The 20927-nt window shown below is 52.1% G+C and carries 17 protein-coding genes; 6 read left to right on the forward strand and 11 right to left on the reverse strand.

Annotated features, from left to right (window positions below):
- Nucleotides 1–6: 6 nt before the first annotated feature.
- Nucleotides 7–4095: a YidC/Oxa1 family membrane protein insertase gene (locus HMPREF1527_RS07965; protein WP_016478034.1), complete on the reverse strand. Its 4089-nt coding sequence runs from the start codon at nucleotides 4093–4095 to the stop codon at nucleotides 7–9.
- A gap of 140 nt (nucleotides 4096–4235) precedes the next feature.
- Nucleotides 4236–5279, reverse strand: coding sequence for a LacI family DNA-binding transcriptional regulator (locus tag HMPREF1527_RS07190; protein WP_016478035.1), 1044 nt, complete (start codon nucleotides 5277–5279; stop codon nucleotides 4236–4238).
- Between the two features lie 88 nt (nucleotides 5280–5367).
- Between HMPREF1527_RS07190 and HMPREF1527_RS07195 the strand changes: the two genes are divergently transcribed.
- On the forward strand, nucleotides 5368–6732 hold the full coding sequence (locus HMPREF1527_RS07195) for a PFL family protein (protein WP_016478036.1): 1365 nt from the start codon (nucleotides 5368–5370) through the stop codon (nucleotides 6730–6732).
- 89 nt (nucleotides 6733–6821) lie between these two features.
- Here HMPREF1527_RS07195 and HMPREF1527_RS07200 read toward each other — a convergent pair whose 3' ends face one another.
- The 4 genes from HMPREF1527_RS07200 to HMPREF1527_RS07215 all read right to left on the reverse strand — a co-directional run bounded on the left by HMPREF1527_RS07200 (nucleotide 6822) and on the right by HMPREF1527_RS07215 (nucleotide 9980).
- Nucleotides 6822–7460, reverse strand: a complete 639-nt coding sequence (locus tag HMPREF1527_RS07200) for a type IV toxin-antitoxin system AbiEi family antitoxin domain-containing protein (RefSeq protein ID WP_016478037.1) — start codon at nucleotides 7458–7460, stop codon at nucleotides 6822–6824.
- Between the two features lie 131 nt (nucleotides 7461–7591).
- Entirely contained in the window at nucleotides 7592–8386 is a 795-nt protein-coding gene (locus HMPREF1527_RS07205) for a protein-ADP-ribose hydrolase (protein ID WP_016478038.1), read from the reverse strand.
- The gene (locus HMPREF1527_RS07210) at nucleotides 8379–9257 is read right to left on the reverse strand and encodes a hypothetical protein (protein ID WP_016478039.1); all 879 of its coding nucleotides are present in this window, start codon (nucleotides 9255–9257) and stop codon (nucleotides 8379–8381) included. The genes HMPREF1527_RS07205 and HMPREF1527_RS07210 overlap by 8 nt, the downstream gene beginning before the upstream one ends.
- 78 nt (nucleotides 9258–9335) lie before the next feature.
- Nucleotides 9336–9980 carry an NAD(P)-dependent oxidoreductase gene (locus tag HMPREF1527_RS07215; protein WP_016478040.1) on the reverse strand — a complete coding sequence of 215 codons (645 nt, stop codon included), beginning with the start codon at nucleotides 9978–9980 and terminating at the stop codon, nucleotides 9336–9338.
- Between the two features lie 178 nt (nucleotides 9981–10158).
- On the opposite strand from HMPREF1527_RS07215, the gene HMPREF1527_RS07220 reads away from it, so the two are divergent.
- A complete protein-coding gene (locus HMPREF1527_RS07220; protein WP_035434295.1) occupies nucleotides 10159–10524 on the forward strand; it encodes a helix-turn-helix domain-containing protein in 366 nt (121 codons plus the stop codon).
- Nucleotides 10525–10731: 207 nt separating this feature from the next.
- On the opposite strand, the gene HMPREF1527_RS07225 is transcribed toward HMPREF1527_RS07220, so the two are convergent.
- The gene (locus HMPREF1527_RS07225; protein WP_016478042.1) at nucleotides 10732–11769 is read right to left on the reverse strand and encodes a YdcF family protein; all 1038 of its coding nucleotides are present in this window, start codon (nucleotides 11767–11769) and stop codon (nucleotides 10732–10734) included.
- A 300-nt stretch (nucleotides 11770–12069) separates the two neighbouring features.
- Here HMPREF1527_RS07225 and HMPREF1527_RS07230 point away from each other — a divergent pair, with 300 nt between their 5' ends.
- Nucleotides 12070–13128, forward strand: coding sequence for an NAD(P)-dependent alcohol dehydrogenase (locus HMPREF1527_RS07230; RefSeq protein ID WP_016478043.1), 1059 nt, complete (start codon nucleotides 12070–12072; stop codon nucleotides 13126–13128).
- A gap of 124 nt (nucleotides 13129–13252) precedes the next feature.
- Nucleotides 13253–14347: a GTP-binding protein gene (locus HMPREF1527_RS07235; protein WP_016478044.1), complete on the forward strand. Its 1095-nt coding sequence runs from the start codon at nucleotides 13253–13255 to the stop codon at nucleotides 14345–14347.
- A 129-nt stretch (nucleotides 14348–14476) separates the two neighbouring features.
- Here HMPREF1527_RS07235 and HMPREF1527_RS07240 read toward each other — a convergent pair whose 3' ends face one another.
- Complete coding sequence (locus HMPREF1527_RS07240; protein WP_016478045.1) at nucleotides 14477–15016, reverse strand: nitroreductase; 540 nt, start codon at nucleotides 15014–15016, stop codon at nucleotides 14477–14479.
- 155 nt (nucleotides 15017–15171) lie between these two features.
- Here HMPREF1527_RS07240 and HMPREF1527_RS07245 point away from each other — a divergent pair, with 155 nt between their 5' ends.
- Together HMPREF1527_RS07245 and HMPREF1527_RS07250 are read left to right on the forward strand one after the other, a co-directional pair.
- Nucleotides 15172–16149 (forward strand): ComEC/Rec2 family competence protein, encoded by a 978-nt coding sequence (locus HMPREF1527_RS07245; protein ID WP_016478046.1) that lies wholly within the window; start codon nucleotides 15172–15174, stop codon nucleotides 16147–16149.
- 9 nt (nucleotides 16150–16158) lie between these two features.
- The gene (locus HMPREF1527_RS07250) at nucleotides 16159–16383 is read left to right on the forward strand and encodes a DUF3006 domain-containing protein (RefSeq protein WP_016478047.1); all 225 of its coding nucleotides are present in this window, start codon (nucleotides 16159–16161) and stop codon (nucleotides 16381–16383) included.
- Between the two features lie 181 nt (nucleotides 16384–16564).
- Here HMPREF1527_RS07250 and HMPREF1527_RS07255 read toward each other — a convergent pair whose 3' ends face one another.
- From HMPREF1527_RS07255 to csn2, 3 genes are all read right to left on the reverse strand, one after another.
- Nucleotides 16565–18085 (reverse strand): flotillin family protein, encoded by a 1521-nt coding sequence (locus HMPREF1527_RS07255; protein WP_016478048.1) that lies wholly within the window; start codon nucleotides 18083–18085, stop codon nucleotides 16565–16567.
- Nucleotides 18086–18167: 82 nt separating this feature from the next.
- Nucleotides 18168–19280 (reverse strand): acyltransferase, encoded by a 1113-nt coding sequence (locus HMPREF1527_RS07260; RefSeq protein WP_016478049.1) that lies wholly within the window; start codon nucleotides 19278–19280, stop codon nucleotides 18168–18170.
- Nucleotides 19281–20454: 1174 nt separating this feature from the next.
- On the reverse strand, nucleotides 20455–20748 hold the full coding sequence (gene csn2, locus HMPREF1527_RS07265; RefSeq protein ID WP_016478051.1) for a type II-A CRISPR-associated protein Csn2: 294 nt from the start codon (nucleotides 20746–20748) through the stop codon (nucleotides 20455–20457).
- Nucleotides 20749–20927: the final 179 nt, after the last annotated feature.

Below are 20927 nucleotides of genomic sequence, written 5' to 3' on the forward strand. Positions count from 1 at the left end.
TTTACATTACCAGTCGTCACCAACCGGCCACTCTTTACCGGTGAGCTGCCAGTTGTTCATGTCGTTCGCGTCGCCATTGATAACAAACTCTTTTATGAACGTATCCCTCTTGCCGTCGGAAAGCGTCTCATAGTAGTAGCGAGGACGATCCTCTCCTTCTTTCACCTCATCAAGCGGGGTGGTGTAGTTGGAAAGCATCTGCCTGTCGGCGCCCATGTCTTTAAGAACTTGCGGCAGGATGTCATAGTGCCAAACCGGAGCGTCGGAAACCTTCATAGGCTGAGCGTCAAGCTCAGCGCTTTGAGCGGGTTTGTAGAAGATGCACGGCGCCGAAGGAGTCTTGATGTCTTCCGGTGTCAAGTACCAGCGACCATGGTCGGCGGTAATGATGATTGAGGTGTTGTCATACGCCCCAATATCCTTGAGGTATTGAATATAGGCATCGATGATCTTAAACATGCCGCGGGTCTGCTCGTCCTCAGTCTGTTCAGCCTCGTCTTGCGTCTCTTCCATATTGTGATTGAGGTGGAAAGGAGGATGAGAACCCATCAAATGGATAAAGCGGAACGACCCGTTTGTGTTCTCTTCATCATGAATCCTCAACTTATAGTGCTTAAGCTCGTTGTAATACTTGAGGTCGTCCTCATGGTAAGGCTGCGAAGAAAGATCAACCTTGTCAGGATCAGCTTCCTTACGCATACGCTGATTGAGGTCTTCCGTGTAATACCAGAAGCGAGGCTTCATAATCCAAGGGGCGTCCCTGCAAAAAGCTGCTTTATACAGAATCCGGAGAGCTCCCCCTACGTCAAGCTGATCATCGGCTCCAACTCCCTGAAGCGGATGGATATTCATGGTGCGATCCCGCATCCATATCTTGTTCTCGGGCTTCTCGTCACGCCATGAATCCGAATAAACACCTGCCGCGTACCCAAGTTTATTAACATCGTCCAAGAAGGTGCTCCGCTGATACCAACTGTAGAAGAAATCCTTGAATTTCTCATTGGTGTCAGTGGGGCGCACACCCGACAGAAGCGACGGAATGCCATAGCGGGTGGGAATCATTGAACCGGCAGTATTGCTGTACCAGGTAAAGCCCGTCAGATGGGCAAAGGTCTCGGGATATGACTCCCGCAGCGTACGGATCTCGTCCGTATCCGTCGTATCAAGCACGAACACTACAACGGTCTTTTTTGAAGAAACGTCATAGAGACCTTCGCGAGTCGTGTCTATGCTGTCAACCGTCTTGGCGTTCACGTCTGTAAACGTTTGAACCGCGGGGCCCCAGAGGCTGGCTACACCGACTGTTTGAATGATGATGAGTGCGACGGCAATGCCGAGAAGCGCTGTCCGCGTTTGACGAGTACGAATGATAATGAAAACAACCAGAGCCACCAGAATAGCCACCCAAACAACTCCGGAAATGACCATCTTTCGCGTAAACTCTGACCAGATTACTTCGTGACCGTCCGCAAGCGGCATTCCACCGTTCATGAACATAGCCTGTATATACGCGCAGAGCCCCAGTCCACCCACAAGAGATAGGGCAATATTGAAGGCGCGTCCACGCAGCGCGGTCAGTATGAGAGTCACTATCAGTGTTACGGCAAGACCGGCAAGAACAACCGGAACAAAGACGTCCTGCAGACTGAACGCAAGATCAGCGGCATTTCGCGCGACCAATTCAAGTGGAGCGACCACCAAAACCGTATAGACGGAAAAGGCCGTCACCAAAAGCCCCGAGAAGAACCTGCCCATCGGCTTAAGGCGACCTTCTTTTCTGTCACGCATGTAGGCTTGTTCCTGAGCGAGAATCTCTCTCATATGAGCATCCGCTTGTTGAGCGCCCGCCTCATCCACCCGACGCACATCGTCTTCAACCACTTTGTTGACGTTTTCGTCTATGTGAAGCAGACGAAAAAGCACTTTGCGAGAGCGCCTAAAGGCCACGCCAAGCACCGCGGAGAGCGCGACGGCGACCGCTGCAAGCGCCTGGATTGTATAGGTCATAACCGAAGGGTCAACATACGCAAACGCGGGACGAGCTGTCGCGCACAAAAATATGCCGACAAGCATTACCACATAGGTCGCATCGTGAGCCGCACGCGCTATGCGCTTCCCGTGCTTTCTTTTGTAACCTTGGGCGCTTTGCTCCTCGTGGGCATGCGTTTCCTCCTGGGGCTGTTCGCCTTGGGCGCGTTGCTCCTCCTGGTGCGCCAAGACGCGGTCGAGGATAAATTTGCCGGCGGCTTCTCCGCCATGACCCAAATTAAAAATCATATTGCTACGAATCTCTTTGATGCGGTCAGACCATGCGAGCGGATTGTCGAACATTTCCGCCACCGCGTCCGCAAGGCCGCTCAATGTTTGAGGATCAAAACTGCGACCAATCTCATTACGCAGGGTAATGTCGCAGGGATTGGAGTGAATCTTTGACCATTCGGGATTGTTTTCTTTCATCTTGGTATCAATAAACACGGATGGTCTGAGCGTCGTAAACGAGAACTCTTCTGCAACGCTCGACCAGTCAGTAATGAGCAGGTCCGCTGAAAGTACCGAGGTATTTGAGGTGAAGTCAGTTTCAAAGGTAAGCTCTGAAGGGTCAGCGTCAGCATAACGAGCCATAATCTCGTCCATGCGCGGACGATAGCGCTTGATGTATTCAGGATGCGGGCGAACCACAATGCGCCAGCCGTGACCCATAAGCTCTTTCAACAGGTCGTCAATGCAGCTGTCCATAATGTTGTCAAATTGCCACGAGGGACCAATAACAATGAGGGGCTTCTCGCCAGAATCGCGGCGGCCAAGGCCCTGTTTTTCATAGTCTGCAATAGAGCGGTCAAGCAGGTCGTACCCGATAGCGGGTTTACGTTTTTCTGTGGTGTGATAATACGCCTCAAGAAGCTCAAGGTCATGCTGCTGATGGGGGCCAACGCAAAGAACATCGTCATAGTACGTATACTCATTACGCGTTGAAGTTACCGTCATTGATGTCATGTGATGTGGCATATACATATATTCGGCGTCTTTTCTCACATACGAGCGCTTCATATAAGAACTCTCAAGGTCACCGAGGCTGGTAACGACAACGTCGGCGTCCATTTTCATAAAAAGCGTAATGAGGCGACGCTGACCCAGATAGTACGGAATCAAGCGCGGCTCTTTTTTGGAAATCTCAAATACCTGGTCGTTAGGGTCGGACGTCACATAGTGGATATGGATATCGGAATGGGAGAGTAGCCACTCGATGGCGCCTCGGAAATACTTGTAGAACCCGCTGGATTCGGAATAGAACACCAGGTGCTTGCCAATGGTATTGAAGAAGCGCGCATAGTCGTCCTTCTCGCGAGCTGCATGAGGATCACGCTGGAACCACTTTCTCGTTGACTTGGTTGCTTTCTCCATTGCTTCGTATTCCTCGCGAGCCTCATTGAGCACTTCATAATCGACCTGTTTGCGAGGGTCAATAATGAGGTTGCAGACAACCTGAACAAGAATGGAGAGCAGGTTTGAGCAGACCCAGTAAAACGCCATACCACATACGACATATATCGCCAGCACCAACGACATCGCAATAGAAAGGCCGTTGGTAGTGTTTTTCTCTGCGCGGGACTGCTCGCGCTGAAGCGGGTTGATTTTGTTTGACGCGAGTCCAAGCGCCACGGACGAAAGCGCCGCTGCAAGAGGCATTATCCAGGTAATGCCGCCGTCAATGATAGGCGTCATGCCGAGAAACTCCGTGCCGGGCGCGCCGGAATCAGTGATGCCGTGGATAACGTCGACAAGACCAAACAGGATGACAACCTGGATTGCTAAGGGAATCAAGCTTAAAAGCGGATGGTATCCGGCCTTTTTATTGAGCTCATTCTGACGTTCTTCAATAGCCTCGCGATCGCCGAAGTAGCGCGCCTTAAGACGAAATATCTCGGGCATGATTTTAACCATGACAATGGAGTTTTGCTGCGTCCACAATGCAAGCGGCATCAAAATAATCTTCGTTGCAAGCGTAAAAAGGAAAATTGCCGCCCACCAGCTTCCGGTAAGATCGTATGCCGGCTGGACAATAAGTGAGAAAAGCTTCGCAAGCTGCTCAAGCATAGGACTGTCCTTCGAATTCTTTTCGAGTCTTGGTTTACGCACCAAATTTTGGTTTACGTACCAAATGTTAGTTTGTGCACACAGAGTAAAAGTATACCAAAGAATTCGCGTGCTAGATGTTACACACCAGACGCTGCGAGCTAGATGTACCCTCCAACCCTGCGGACACTGTTCTTCACAATGAGCCGTGGTTTCAATACCACTCTATGGGCGCTGTGAGCGCGAAGTCTTTCCTCTCCCTGATTTTCTTCGGCAATTCTTGAAAACAATAGGTCAAGAGCAGCGGCTGCCAACTCTTCGACATTTTGTTCGATTGATGTTAACGCTGGTTCAAAAAGGGCGTCCGCAGCGGAGTTGTCGTACCCGACTACCGAGTAGTTTTGCGGAACATGGAGTCCGTGCTCGTAGAGGTAGCGAAGCAATCCTAAGGCAATGTTGTCTGAGCCGGCAAACACCGCAGTAGCGTTCAGGCGAATAAGCTGTTGAGCGGCAAGGTACGCGTCGGGGATGTAATAGTCGGTATCCAGCACAAGGCTGGGATCCAATCTGATGTTCTTCTCGCCAAGCGCCTGCTCGTATCCGGCGAGACGGCGCATACCGGTCGCTGACTTAGTGTTGACCATACAGGCAATGCGCGTATGTCCATGATCCAGCAGGTGGCGAGTTGCCAGATAGCCGCCCAGCTTATTGTTGAAATACACCTTATCGCAGGCGAGCGTGTCTATGGTGCGATCGACCATCACAAAAGGGACCGGCAGCTGCGACAGATTGACCGCGAGACTTTGCGCGTCACGACCTCCCGATGAAATGATAAAAAGCCCATCAACACCGCGATTTACCAGCAGCCCCACAAGCTCGGAGTCATTGGTGGAATTGTCATCGGAATTGGTGATAAAGAGCGCGTATCCGCGTTGCCTGCATCTCAGCTCCAGGTTTCGTGCCAGTGACGAAAAGAACCTCGACTCGATATTGGGAACGATGAGGCCGAGTGTTTTCGACTGCTGCGTCACCAAGCTGCGCGCGATTTGGTTGGGAATGTAATGCTCGCGCCGGGCGACCTCCAAAATGTGACGGCGATGCTCTTCCGTGACGCGGACCGGCTTGCCGTTGAGCACCAAAGAAACCGTCGCCGGTGAAAGGCCGACTTCCCGCGCGATTGATTTGAGCGTTACCTTCTCTGGCATGAATCCCCTTCTGGGCCGCACCCTCGCCCTTCTCGCTTCAAAAGGTATTATAGAAGCATTGTGCCGAGCAGTTATCGAGAGGGCTTTTATGAACATTACTCCCCAAGAGGTCGCCGAGACGTTGGCAATGGTTGGCGAGCAGAACCTTGATCTTCGCACCATAACTATGGGGATCTCGCTCAACTCATGCGCTGACGAGGATCTTAACCGCATGTGCGAGAAGGTCTACGAACGTATTGTTCGCCAAGCGGAACACCTGGTAGACGTAGCTGTCGACCTGGAGTGCGAATACGGTATCCCTATCGCCAACAAGCGAGTTTCCGTTACACCCATAGCGCAGATCGCGGCCTGTACAAGCGCGGCAGACCTCTCCCCTCTGGCCTGCACGCTTGACCGCGCCGCTGAAACGCTGGGTGTCGATTTTCTCGGTGGCTTCTCTGCCCTCGTGCACAAGGGCACTGGCGATGCAGACCGTCGCTTGATCGCGTCGATCCCCGAAGCGCTGGCCACCACCTCACGCGTATGCTCGTCCGTCAACGTCGCGTCGACGCGCGCGGGCATCAATATGGACGCTGTGCTGCTCATGGCTGAGACCGTGCTCGAAGCTGCGCGCCGCACAACGAGCACTCAATGCTATGGCGCCGCGAAGCTGGTTGTTTTTGCCAATATGGTCGAAGACTCGCCGTTCATGGCAGGTGCCGTTCATGGCTCCGGCGAAGCGGACGCGATCATCAACGTGGGCGTTTCCGGTCCCGGCGTCATGGCCGCCGCTCTTGAGGAGCTGACGGACGATGCCAATCTTATGGATGTCGCCGAGAAAATCAAGGCCACCGCGTTCAAGATTACCCGTGCGGGTGAGCTCATCAGTCGAGAAGCTTCCCGGCGACTTGGTGTCGAGAAGGGCATCGTAGATTTGAGTCTGGCACCCACGCCGGCAGCAGGCGACTCTGTTGCTCGCATCCTCGAACTTATCGGTGTCGGCGAGTGCGGAGGTCCTGGAACTACCTGCGCTCTGGCTCTCTTGAACGATGCTGTCAAAAAGGGAGGCGTTATGGCATCAAGCTCTGTGGGAGGCCTGTCCGGCGCGTTTATCCCTGTATCCGAGGATGCAGGGATGATTCGCGCCGCTCAGGATGGCGCTCTCTCGCTCGAAAAGCTTGAGGCTATGACCTCGGTATGCTCGGTTGGACTTGATATGATTGCCATTCCCGGCGACGTCAGCGTTGAGACCATTGCCGGCATCATCGCAGACGAGATGGCTATCGGCGTCATCAATACCAAGACCACCGCTGTTCGCGTCATCCCCGCCATCGGCTACAAAGAAGGCGACATCCTGGAATTCGGAGGCCTCTTTGGTTTGGCACCCGTGATGTCCGTCAACCGCTTTGCGGGTTCAACGCTGGTCCATCGCGGCGGCAGATTCCCCGCTCCTTTGAACTCACTCAAGAACTAAGCCAGCTTGCTGTTCTGGTTGCTGCAGGATATCAGCATCGCGACATCGCGGCAGCGTAGCATCATAGTCCACAGGTTTTAAAATAACCCCTAGAGTAGCAAAAGTACCCGAAGAACTGAAGTGGCCTCTTCTCGCCCTATGGCTTTGCCGAGAAGAGTCATGAGACGTTGGAGATTAAAATCGTCGTCCGTGCGAGCATACTTACAGGAGAACTCGCGCAGAATTCTGGAAATCTGAAAACGATCCGCCCTGTCAATAATCAGATCGAAGACCGTACGTTCAGGTCTTGTAACAGGAAGTCCTTTGAGAAAGGTAACATCTTTCGGCGCGACACGCCTCGTGCTGAAGTGAAGCTGAGCGTTCCGCGAATTAAAGCGCCGTGCCCCAAACATCCGATAGGGAGCCAATGGACCGTCCCCCACTTCCCAAAGACAAGCAGCGGTCAAGCCCCCAATCACGAATCCGTCCCACTGAGCAAGCGAATTTCTTTCTCGTGAAAACGCTTTCGGAGCTGTAAGCTTCCACAAAGCGATAAGTTCATCCAGATTCGAGGGCTCGATGTCCACGAGACGATACGCGCCGCGAGTAACTCTGCTGATTCGACCTGATACCATGGCGTCATGAAGCGCGTCACGAGGAATCCCCATGCGCTCAGCCTGCGCTGTTGTAAAAATCCCCTCTCGCTCCGCGAGACGGGCAATTGTAGATATGTGTCTAAAGTACGTCATGTTGCAATTGTAGGTTATATCCCTACTTTTGCAACGCGACTCAAAGACTACAGAAAAATAACTTAAAGCCCGGTGAGAATGAACTCAAAGCCCGATGAGAATGCTGTTGCGAGCCGTCGCAAGCGCATTCGTCAGATGCCGAGAAGCTCCTCGTAGATAGCCTGGTCTTCTGCAAGGAACACGTTGAACACCACCGTTAAGCCGGCAGAAGCGGACCTGTGCTCATCAAGCCAGGCGCGCACCGTATCCACAGCAATGCATGCCGCCTCTTTCTGCGGAAACCCAAACACGCCGGTACTGATGCAGCAAAACGCAACGCTGGTCAAGCCGTGAGCGGCTGCCAGATCGAGACAGCTGCGATAACACGACGCCAGTTGTTCTTTCTGATGAGGCGTCGGCCGGCCGCTGACGATCGGCCCCACCGTATGGAGCACATACTTCGCAGGCAGGTTGTAAGCCGGCGTGATCTTAGCCTGACCGGTCGGCTCTTCATACCCCTGCGCATCCATCAGACGAGCGCACTCCGCCCGCAGCTGCACGCCGGCAAAGGTGTGAATGGCGTTATCGATGCAGTAGTGACCCGGCACCCAGCATCCCAGCAGCTGGCTGTTAGCGGCATTGACAATGGTGTCCACTTCAAGTGTGGTGATGTCGCCGCGCCACAGACAAAGCCGCGAATCACCTGGGGCGGGAGTCGCCTCTGCCGGCGCATGTATCCCGGCTTCAGCGATCATGCCTTGCAGCAGCTCATCTTGCAGCGAGAAGAACTTCTCGCCCGCAGGGATCGCGAGACGCGTATTGACCAGCGCTCGAAAAGCCGTCCACAGTTCCGAGACGTCGCTTGTCTCCGGCGGGTCTATAGCGCGCTCAGAGCAGAGCGTCCGAACAAGCTGGCGAAGCAGCTCTCGTTTGCGTGTCTCAGTCATGATGAACCTCTCCTTCCAGCAGATCATTCAATACGATATCAATATCCGCATCAATGAGGATAGACTGCTCAGCGATCTCTTTTGGGGCAAATACCTCGCCGAAGTTGATGCACGCATAGGTCGCCTGGGGATTTGCGTGCACGAAGCGCCAAAACGGGTACTTGATGATGCCGGGCGTATTGCCTCCAACGCCAAGCTCCAGGTAAAGCGTGCGGTCATGTGCGTGATCCTCGATGAAGCGTCCGTAGCGCCTGGATGCGGAATGCCATCCGGCGTCTTCAACGAAGGTCGCATCGCTGCGCAGGTTCATGGTCATAGGCTCGCCACAGACCGGACAGCGGGGAACAAGCTCACTTGCCACCCGAAGATCCTGCTCCGTCTCGACCATGAGCTTGACCACATCGTAGTTGTCATAGGTCTTTTTGTGACAGGGAATGCTGCACTGCCAGAGGCCGTAGTCTCCCTGCGTATAGAAGAGCTGATCCTTAGGGAAGCCCGCCAACTGGAACTGATGGTCGACATTGGTGGTAAGCGCAAAGAAATCCCGACCCGGAAGCAGCCTGAGCAGCTTTTTATAGGTATCTTTCGGTGCGGGGACATAGCGGTTATACCAGATATGCTTGCACCAATAGCCCCAGTACTCCTCAAGGCTCCGGTACGGGTAAAAACCGCCTGAGTACATGTCATGAAACCCATAGGCTTCCTCATACGCACCGAAATACCGCTCAAAGCGCTCGCCGGAATAGGTAAATCCGGCCGACGTCGAGAGACCTGCCCCAGCGCCTACGACCAGAGCATCGGCTTTGCTGATTGCCTCACGCAGGCATTCAAGCTGAAACTCATAGTCCTTCTCGTCCATGGCAACGCTCATGGCAGGCCTCCTTTGACATTTCGTAACTACGCGGGCACGGGTAGGCGTCCGCAAGCGTGGCGCGTGCACCTTACTCGTTTATTTACGGACAACGCTGATGCGCTCTTGGATGTGATTTCCCGACTCAGCCTCATCGATCATCGCAATGGCATAGTCAGCGTAACTGATAATGGACTCTCCCTCGTCATTGAGCGTCAGTTCTTCGCCGGCGAGAATATAAGCGCCGGTACGCTCGCCCTCAGCCTGGAAATCACCGGCCGGGCTGATATAGGTCCACTTGACGTTGTCACGCTTGCGGAGCTCAGCCAGGGCCGCCGCCATGCCCTGAACAACAGCTTGAAACGCGTCCGGAAAGTCAGGAGTCTCCGAGACCATCATAGTGTGCTCAGGGTTGACGTAAAGAGATCCGGCTCCGCCAACGACTAACAAACGAGTGTCCGTATTGGCGAGAAGGTCGCTCAAATGTCCGAGAGTTGTAGAGTGCTGAGACATCTGGCCGGGAGCCCAAGTTCCAAACGCATCGATAACCACGTCGAAACCTTGGAGGTCCTCGCGAGTAAGATCCATAATGTCCTTCTTGATAAAGTGCTGAGCCGTAGTCTTGTTTTCGGAGCGAGCAATTGCGGTGACATCAAAGCCGCGATCGACTGCTTCTTTGACAATCAGACGGCCAGCTTTACCGTTGGCTGCAACTACTGCCATTGTCATATTCTTCTGAGCCATTGTGATTCCTTTCATCTGAGGCAGGCGCCCGAGAATATTCGTCCTGCCGACCTGGCGAAGCTCCGCGCCGCGCCCTTTTGACAATGCTTACTTTAGGATTAGCGGTTTACTTATGAAAGTAGGCACTATAAAGTGTTATACAATACTTTTGGTAACTATTGGAGTTGAACTGGTGATTATGGATAAAATAAATCTGCAGAAACTTCCCGCCTGCCCCGTGGAAACCACTTTGACCTTCATCGGTAACAAATGGCAGGTGCTTATTTTGCGCGATCTTCTCGGCAAGGGAACGCTGCGTTTCAATGAGCTCCAGCGATCTGTGGGAAAAATCTCGCAGAAGGTGCTCACAAGCAACCTGCGGGAACTCGAACACGCCGGCATTGTCCGCCGCAAGGTATACGCAGAAGTGCCCCCACGCGTGGAGTATTCCCTTACTACCACCGGTCAGACCCTGGAACCCGTGCTCAATGCCCTGAGCAGCTGGGGCGAACAGTACAAAGCGTCGCAACAGCGCAAAGTGGCACAGCAGCATAAAGTGTCGTAACGGCACAGGGTATTAAAAACAAGAAAAAGTGCGGCACGTTGCAATTGTAGGGATGTACCCTACAATTGCAACACGACTAAAAAACTACCAAGAAATAACCCAAAGCCTGGTAAGAATGAACTCAAAACCTGGCGAGAATGAATCCAAAGCCCGTTGAGAACGCTGAGGATCACACAAGTCGCTGAAGGTTGTTGAGAACGCCGAAGATTAGGCGCCTATAATCCTTATGACGCTCGGCAGCAACCACAAGGCCGCTATAACAAGGTAAGGCCAGAAATGAGCCTTGGTGATGGCCGCAAACTCCCTGATAAATGCTGTAGGCCAATACCATCCTCTGGTATGTGAGCCAACACCGTCCGCCCGAATACCTAAATTGTGCGCGTACTCGGCACAGCGGAACACGTGAAAATCGCTGGTCACCATTGCTACGCTGCATTCCTGATACTGCGCATCAGCGTTTATGAGCGCTTGTGAATACTTGAGATTTTCCAGCGTTGTCCTTGAACGATCTTCCATAAGGATGGCCTCTTGGGGAACACCATGTTCCACCAGATAGTCATACATAGCCTGAGCTTCTGAAACCACTTCATCGTCACCCTGACCTCCCGAAGCGACAAACTTGCCACAGCAACCCTGTCGATTCCAGAGCTCCAAAGCGCGGTCAATACGGCCGGCTAAAAGTGGCGTGGGCTTCTCGCCATCAAGGCCTGCGCCGTGGATGATGATGTAGTCATATCGGCGGTTCTTGGGCAAAATTCGATACAGCCATGAATATATGAGCAAGGCGACAAAGGTGAAGGAGAACCACAGGCCCTCAAAGAAGAAGAGTGCCGTGACGCCGAGAAGGAACTCATCTTGACTCGCATACATAGGCACGCAGTACATAAGGAGGATGAACAGGGCCAAGCCCATCGGTAAAAGCGAGGTCAGCGAAAGACCTTCTCTGCGTATCACGATAATGCCGTTTATAACCAAAAACGTGCAGGTCACAATCGGGAAAAGCGCAAAGAGAGCAGCAATGACATACACAGTCCACATCTGACTAAAACGCAAAATCAGAAGTAATACAAGCCACAGTATGGTCGCCAGCAGATAGATGGCGTTGCGGAACTGCCGCGGTTCTCTGAGAAACGAGCGTGTGAACAGAATGCCTAAAATGACTGCCGGCGAGAAAAACAGCGCATACACCACCAGCATCTGCCAATCCAGATTGGCTCCCATGTCTTTTATCAAAGCTTCAAGCATTTTGATGCGTTCCGTCCAGATACGTTTCGTTCAGATACCTTTTGTTTGCATGCTCACGCGAACAGCCACTAACGGTAAACCGTCTACCTTTCGCCGTTACGTCATACCTGAAGATTATCTCATATATGAAAATAGAACGTATTCTAGGGGTCTTGGTCAGCCTGTATCGCGCGAGTACAACACACTCGCCGAACCTCCACTAAGACCGCAAAGGAGCGATTCTCGCGAGAAGACGCCTCGCGTAGAAAACGTCCGCTGTCAGCGCTTTGCGCCAGCAAAGCCACGTTTTTAGGAGGGTTTATGAAAGGTTATGCAATGCTCAAGATCGGCGAGTCCGGTTGGATTGAGAAGGATACGCCCGCGTGCGGTCCGCTTGATGCCATCTGTAAGCCGCTCGCGGTAGCAATCTGCACGTCTGATGTCCACACGCTTTGGGAAGGCGCCATCGGCGACCGCCACAATATGATTCTTGGCCACGAATGCTCCGCCGAAGTCGTTGAGGTTGGCGAGCTCGTCAAGGACTTTAAGCCGGGTGACCGCGTTCTTGTCCCCGCCATTACCCCCGACTGGAATTCCCTTGAGGCGCAGGCTGGCTATTCCATGCACTCCGGCGGCATGCTTGCCGGCTGGAAATTCTCTAACTTCAAAGACGGCGTCTTCTCCGAGTACTTCCATGTCAACGACGCTGACGGCAATTTAGCTCACATGCCCGAAGGCATGGATCCCGCGGACGCCTGCATTCTTTCCGACATGGTCCCCACCGGATTCCATGCCGTTGAGCTGGCCGGTGTTGAGTTTGGCGACACGGTACTTGTCATCGGCATCGGACCTGTCGGCCTCATGAGCGTCGCCGGCGCGGCTCTGCACGGAGCTTCACGCATCATCGCCGTGGGCACCCGCCCTGTTTGCGTTGAGGCGGCCAAGGGTTACGGAGCCACCGATTTCATTTCCTACAAGGACGGCCCCATTGACGAGCAGGTCATGAAACTTACCGATGGTAAGGGCGTCGACCGCATTTGCATCGCCGGCGGCACTGTCGAGACTTTTGATCCCGCCGTCAAGTGCCTCAAGCCCGGCGGCAGAATCGGCAACGTCAACTACCTGGGCTCCGGCGATTACATCAACATCCCGCGCGTTGAGTGGGGCGTTGGCATGGGCCACAAGGACATCCGCGGCGGTCTCATGCCCGGCGGCCGTCTGCGCATGGAGAAGCTCTCCAGCCTGGTCACCTCCGGCCGTCTTGACCTCCACCCCGAGGTCACGCACCTCTACCACGGCTGGGAGCACCTTGAGGAAGCACTGTTCTGCATGCGCGACAAGCCGCGTGACCTCATCAAACCGGTCGTTGTTATCGACTAGCCGACCGACTCGGCGTTTGTCCTGGAGCCGTCCGACGTAAGTCTTTCGGTTCCTGAAGCGTTTCGGTTCACGTTTAAGCTGGCGAGAAGCGCGATCTTCTCGCCAGCTTTTCATTTGGAGCGGCATGAAGATTCTTGTAATTTCCGGATTTCTCGGAGCCGGCAAAACCACATTCATCCAGGAGCTCGTACGGCGCACCGGGCGCGACTTCGCCATTTATGAAAACGAATACGGCGAAGCGGACATCGATGCGCGGCGTTTACGCGAAGATTCCGACCTGCGCGTATGGGAGTCTGTTGAAAACTGCATCTGTTGCTCGGGCAAGCAAGATTTTGCCGCAAGTATCCTGACAATCTCAAACTCCCTTGACCCCGAGTTCCTGATTGTCGAACCTACGGGCGTAGCCAAGCTGCAAAGCATTCTCGACAATATCGGCCAAGTAACATGGGAGCGCATTTCGTTGCTTGCACCGGTAACCATTATCGACGCTCAATCGTGGCAGCAGCAGCGCCGGGCCTTTCCCGAGATCTTTGATGACCAGCTATCCGCAGCGAGAAGTATCGTCGTGTCCAAACTTTCATCCGACACTGAAGCTGATGTCGCGCCGATCGTCTCTTTGGCGACAAAGCTCAATCCTGCGGCGGAGCTGATTGCCCGAGCCTCTTATGCCGATATCTCCGACGAATGGTGGGAAAGTCTGCTGCACCGCCCCTTTGCCGACACCGAAACCGAGTCCGCAGACGAGCGCGCTCCCGAAAGCGAGCGGCGCAATCACAGCAACCTCGGCGCTCCTGACAGCCACAGCAACCACCACGATCACGAAGAGATCGACCTTGAAACCCTATCTTTACAGCATGCGGAACTGCCATCCCCCGCGCATCTGATCTGGCTTTTGGACGCAGCTTCCGCGGGCGTCTTTGGCAAGCTCGCACGCGCGAAGGGTTCGCTGCCTTGCGGAAACCAGTGGGTAAAATTCGACATGGTCGAGCATGCCTGGGCCATTACTGGTGATGAGCCGCAAGAAGATTCTCGCTGCGTTTTTATTGGCCAAGATTTGCTGCAGTCGGGACTTCGAGAAGTATTTGTCCCGGCTCTTTGGCATGACGATGCGGAAATCAAGCATGAACACGCCCATCACCACGGGCATGAGCATTCCGGCAGCCAAGAGCATCACGATGCCCAGAAGCTCCATAACCAGCCCGCGCAACGGCAGCGGTAAGAATCTCACCTTTGGTTTTCGCAAGCAACCGGTACGCGCCAACGAGCAACCACACCAACGCGCTAATAAGCCGGCGCATCAGCGCATCAACACATCAACACATCAACAAATCAACGCGCTAGTTTTAAGCTATCCCAAAATCTCATCTGCATCGATATAGCGACCAGGCTTTCGTGGAGCCGCTTTTGGTTCAGGACCATCAGGCCAACCGATAGCGCAGTGGCCAATGCCCGTCCAACTGCCCTTCACACCCAGCTCAATAAGGAACTGTTTGAACTCTTCCGTCTCAAACTCCTGACGGGCGCGGTGAATCCAAATCGAACCCAGGCCTAAGTCATGCGCCGCCTGCATCAAATTACCCATGGTAAGCGAACCGTCGTATATGCCATTGTGATTGTCGGCTGGTACAAGCACCACAAGCAAAACCGGAGCGCCGTAAAATGGGTCAAAGCCCTCGGGACGCCCCATGATCGCCGCGTTTGCGCGCACGAACTTCTCGCGAAGCTGAGGGCTAGAAACCTTAATCACAAGAGGGCACTGCGAGCCTACAGCGCTGGCAGCATATTCGCCGGCTTTGACGACTTTGGCGATAAGATCCTCAGGCACCGGTTTGTCCGTAAACTTTCTCCAGCTTCGGCGCGTCAGCAACGATTCATACGCTTCATTCATGAGAATCTCCTTCTCTTACGTGACCGCTTTCAGTGTACGCCAAGTACCTTCTCTATGAAACTAATTCAAATCCAAAACCTGTGTCCAGCGTCAAGTGATATCTTGGACGTATCAGTAAACGCACGAGGCTTTCAAACTAACAGCCAAGGCAGGTTATGACAAACGCTCACCGTACTTCTCGCCAACACCGCCTCACCAAGGCTCAGATACGCACGCTTACAACGCTTGCGTTGACCTTTGTTATAGCTGTCGCGGCGCTCATACAAGAGTGCACGACACGCCCGTATGACGCCGCGGCTCAATCGGATGCTCCCGCCGCCGTAACCGCCGCGGCGTCCGCTGATCCCACCAAAACTACCATCAGATTCCTTGATATCGGTCAAGGCGACGCTACAATTGTGGAACTTCCTGATGGCAAAACTATGGTCATCGATGCGGGACCTCGCAGTTCGGCGAAAACAATTGAATCTCAGCTCAAAGCCGATCACCGGAACCAAATTGACTATCTTATCGCCACACACCCTGACGCCGACCATATCGGCGGAATGGCGGAGCTCATCCGTGATACTGACGTCAAGTCCATCTGGGCGCCAAACGCTACAAACAACACCGAAACCTTCAAAAACTTCCTGAACGCCATCGACAAAAAAGGCCTCACAATCTCGCAGGCCGCCGCCGGCGCTACCATAGTCCAAAGTGACCAGTACTCCATCGATATCCTATGGCCTCCCGCGGCCGCGCAGTTTGATGACACTAACGACTATTCGATCATTATTAAACTGACCGTTGGCGAGAAGACCTTCCTCTTTACGGGCGACGCTCCAACAGCCCTTATCGATCAGGCCACCGAAGGTCATATCGACGTATTGAAAGTATCGCATCACGGGTCGCACACTGGCACCAACAAAGCGCTTGTCACTAAGCTCTCCCCCGACTATGCCGTTATATCCTACGCTCTCGACAATGACTACGGACACCCGCATGCCAGTGTACTCAAAGCGCTGAACAGCGCACATACGCAGGTATACGGAACAGGAGCGAACGGTACGGTTACGGCTGTCACCGATGGCTCAACTATTGCTCTGTACGTTCAGCGCGAGGGCACGCCCGTTACCCCGCCAAAGTCAAAGTAGAGGTGCTCTATGACCGCAATTGTCGACAGAATCGAAGACAACAACATCGCCGTCCTTGAGATTAACGGTGGCGAGAAGTTCTTGGATGTTCCTCTTTCCGAGCTGCCCGAAGGAACCTCGCAAGGCGATGTTCTTACTCATACGGCAAGCGGATGGCAGCGCGACGCTGCAGCAACAAACAAGCGCTCGCTTGAAATCCTCAGTCTTTTCAATAAGCTTTTTAAGAGAGATTAACGAGAGTCCCTTGACTAAAGACCAGTGTCTCTGAACTAAATCAGGGTCCCTGAATTACAAATCAGAGCGTCTGAGAGTGTCTAAGGGTTCGAGGGTTAGAGGGTGTCTGAGAATCTCTAAAAAAGCGAGGCTGAAAATCTTCGTTTCCGGCCTCGCTCCAAAGCTATTTCTTTGAGTCCTGTTACTTCTCGTCAGATTCAGACTGCTTCTTGTCGGAAGCCTCCTGCTCAGAAGAGGGTTTCTGAGCAGCCTCAGACGTTCCCTCTTTCACGCCCTGGGCAACGGCATCGGAAAGCGTTGGCGCAATGGCCTTTGCCCCTACAAGCGCACCGAAGAGCTGCTTCAAGTCCAATCCCATAGAATCACCAAGACCGGCGTTGATTTGCGTCACAGACTTGGTAATGTCCTCGGTGAGCTTTGCGGCATTGCCTTCGCCATACATGGTGATGGAGTCAACGTTGGCAAGCGGCTCAGCAACGGCGCGAGCAACATCAGGTAATGCATTAAAGTACATTTCAAGCACGGCAGCTTGGTTCATCTTAGCCATTGCTTCAGCCTTCTTCTCAAGACCCTCAGCCTCAGCAGTTAGCTTTGCTGCTGTTGCGGCAGCCTCGGCGTCGCCCTTAGCACGAATACCTTCAGCTTCAGCAAGCATGGCTTCGCGTGTTGCATTGGCGGCCTGTGTGCGTTCGTACGCCTGAGCCTCAGCCTCTTTCTGACGGCGGAACAAATCAGCTTGGGCGGCCTGCTCAGCGGCGTAACGTTCAGCGTCCGCCTTCGCGCGAACCTGAGAATCGAGGGTATTCTTGGTGACCTCGACCTCTTTCTGCTTGACGACAGCCTCCTGCTCCTGCTTTACAATATTTGCCGCCGCGGTCTCACGCTCGATATCCTTCTGCTGGATTTGCTTTTGAATCTCATACGCGGCGTCAGCCTTCGCGTTTTCTGTATCAGCTTCAACCTTCAGCGCCGCCTTACGCATAGCCAGGTCGGTCTGTTTCTGAGCGATGTCAAGGTCAGCATTGACGCGAGCTTCATTGGACGCCTTATCAGCGGCGGCCTGAGCCTCAGAGATCTCCTGGTTGGAACGGGCCTGAGCAATCTCAGCGTCCTTGCGGATAGTCGCGACATTCGCAACGCCAAGGTTATCGATGGTGCCGTCCTTATCGGCAAAGCCTTGAATGTTGAAGGCGACAATCTCAAGACCCATCTCAGCGAGATCCTGGTGAGCGTTGTCCTGCACACGCTGTGCAAACGTATCGCGATCGGTAACGATATCCTTAAGCTTCATCTGACCGATAATGGCGCGCAGGTGTCCTTCAAGCGTATCGCGAACCTCATTGGAGATTTCGTCGATATTTTTGTACAGGAAGTTGCGTGTAGCGGCCTGCAGGAGCTCCGGCGTCTCGGTTGCAATGCGAACCTTAACGGCGGCGTCCGCCTGCACGTTGATGAAGTCATTTGTAGGCACGTAATCCGATGTCTTGACATCCACCGGAATCATAGCCGCGGTCATCGAGTCAACGCGCTCAATCATTGGCACCTTAAAGCCGGTTTTGCCGTGAATGATGCGCTGCCCCCACGGGCCTGAGACTACTTTAATCTCTGCGGGAGACGCAGATACAAAGCCGTTTATCAAGACGAGAAGAACGATAATCACCACGCCCACAATGGGGATGATTGTTCCCAGCGAACTCAACATAGTTATCCTTTCTACCGCTTCTCCAGACGTATCATTCTAGGGCATATTCCAGCAGGTTGTACATACGCCTCAACAGACTTTTCTATCCCTTCCAAACCTTCATAATTGCCGCTACCACGAACTTGCGCACAGCCTCAATAACGGCGCAGCAAACGAACACCACAAGAATCATTTTGAAGGAATACAGCACAAAATGCAGTTTTGAATCGGTGAGATGTGTCGCCACGTGAAAAAGATCCCCTTGCCAAATAAAGCGCCACACGAAATTGTTTTCATGAATCAGATAGACCCCAAACATCAGGCTTGCAAGGTAATTGATTCCTTTACTCCTAAAATCAAATCGAGAGAAAACGAGGAAAAGTCCAACCGCGGCGAGCGCAATCGGAACTGAGGAAATGTCCATAAACACATGAGCCGATGTGTTTTGATAGCCGGCGCGAGCAAGAGCCGCCAGAACAGCTGGTCCCGCAAGCAGGATTATCGCTGCAATAAGTATGCAGGCAAGCGGAATTACGGGACTGGAAAACTTGTCCTTAAAGCGATTCAGAGAGTAGCCCATCACCACAAAGATAATCGTTGAACTTATGACGCCGCCAATGCTTGCAAATTCCGAAGTGAGGAAAAAGTCAAACGTCGCGGCTCCAGTATTAAATAGAAAGCTCAGCAATACAACGGCGACAATCTCTTTGAAGCAGAGCGCGTCAAGCCATTTCTTCAGATAAGGCGAGAGCAGCGTGATGTAGATATAAGTAGAGATAAACCAGTAGGAATTCAAAAATATCGGAAACATTGACTGAGCGACCACCTGCGACATGGGAGTAGTAGTTGCCACAAGGGGATTATGGAAGAGGTACGCAAGCGCTAGTATAACCCATGAATAAAACCAGGTCGGACGTGCAATCTTAAAGACTCGTTGCCAATGGAAGTTTTTTCTTTCATACAGAAAATAGCCGGAAATCAAAAAGAATATGCCTACGCCAATTTGCCCAAGGCTCTCAAGCAGTTCAAGCCAATACTCGTTAAATACCATGTGACCGGCAGACGCCCAATTAACTCGGCTGCCAAAGTGACAGGCAATAATCATCAGCATCGCGAGGATGCGCAAGAGTTCCAAACTAGAATTTCTTGTGCCGCTTTTGGCAATTGCCCGTTCTTTCGCTCGTTCTTTCGTCTGTTCTTTCATCCGCTCTTCCATAAATGCTGCTTCCACCTTCGCAGTTGTCCTTAAACTCTTTGCATTGTACCGTGAACTATCGAGAAACACCGCTGATGAGGCTACTTGAATGAGCCTTTTGCTGTTTAAGGTTTTACCATTTTGCGATTCCGAGATTTCACGATATTATCGACTTTCTCGTTTGAGCCACCTTACCAAGAAAATAGACGTTATCTATTATAGGGACGATGCCTAATCTTTCATCCTAGATTAGGCGCACACAAATAGAATCTCGCTAGGCTCAAAAAATTACCTGTAAAATTCTTCAAAACCTTGTGCATCACCGAGTAAAAAACTAACCGAGAGAGTAAGAGGAGTCTTGTTAACAACCTCAAAGACATAGTTTTCTTTCGAAGTTCCTAGTGCCTGACCAGTAGCATAAAGATTCATATATAACTCATTGGTATCAATAAGAGTCTTATTAACCTCTAGCAAGTAAAAATAATTTTATCTTCTTTGTACCTCGTGAACTCATTCTGTAATCGCAAGGGGGTTTAAATGATTTTTTCTAAACGCAAAAGCTACAGAGAATATGTTGCTGACTTCTCTTGCCGACATATTACTGGACAGAATCAGCTCTGTTACTTGCAATATACTACAGCTCCAGCCAGTCTAACGGTAAACACGAGGTTCTAATTTTTGAAATCTGTAGGATTATTCCCACGTGTACAGGGAGCGGCGGTTACACACATACTTAGTAAAGTGCAGTAATATTGCAGTTGAAAGCACCTCCGCTATCCCCGCTTGTGGGATGGCCAAGGTGCTTTTTATCTGACAAAATAAATTTTCAAGTTTCTGCCTAAAGTAATAAACGTTTGACTGTCAATTAGAATGTCACTACTTCAAAACTCTCCTGGTAGTCACAGCCACAAGAAATATACGTAAATGCGCATGTTTTCAAGCAACCTACTGTGGGTAGCTTTTTTGTTAACGAAGATTGCTGCAAAATCGGCGATAAAAATGCGAGGCCGTGTCAAGACAAGCAACTGCCCGGGCGTACCTCGCTTCAGTTGAACTATACCCGATTTTGAAGGGTTAATCTATATAAAGCTTCGCTAGGGGAAGCGGTTCGATTACCAGTCAGAATGACACTGCTCAAAAACCATTAGAGCAAATTCTCTCTGCAAAGAGACGAAAATTCTAACTGGAAGAACTACTAGAACTCTAGAAAATGCTGGTCAACAATACTTTTATTTTCGTGTTTATGATAGGACTGATCCATCTTGTTCTCAAGCATCAACACGCGAACTCTCGAGAAAAATATGTATTCATAAAACCTCTCGAGCTCGTTTTTTGTCAAAAAAGTCTTAAGATTGACAAATGTAAGCATCTTATCGTAACTCGCATCAAGTGCCAACGAAACAAAAGACATCAACTTATTAAGGTACAGTCGATTGACTTGAGCATCAATATCAAAATCAAAGGTCTTTTCTTTTTTACTTTTTAGCACTTGCTAAGGAAGTAACTGTTTCAATCCACGCACCCGTGAAGGGTGCGACGCTTGTTCCACTCGCCCATAAGATCAGACAGCCCGGTTTCAATCCACGCACCCGTGAAGGGTGCGACTATTTAAAGAAATTTGTGGTGCTACGGTGGCATGGTTTCAATCCACGCACCCGTGAAGGGTGC

Origin of the sequence: Atopobium sp. oral taxon 199 str. F0494 (assembly GCF_000411555.1) — a bacterium.
Lineage (GTDB): Bacteria > Actinomycetota > Coriobacteriia > Coriobacteriales > Atopobiaceae > Lancefieldella.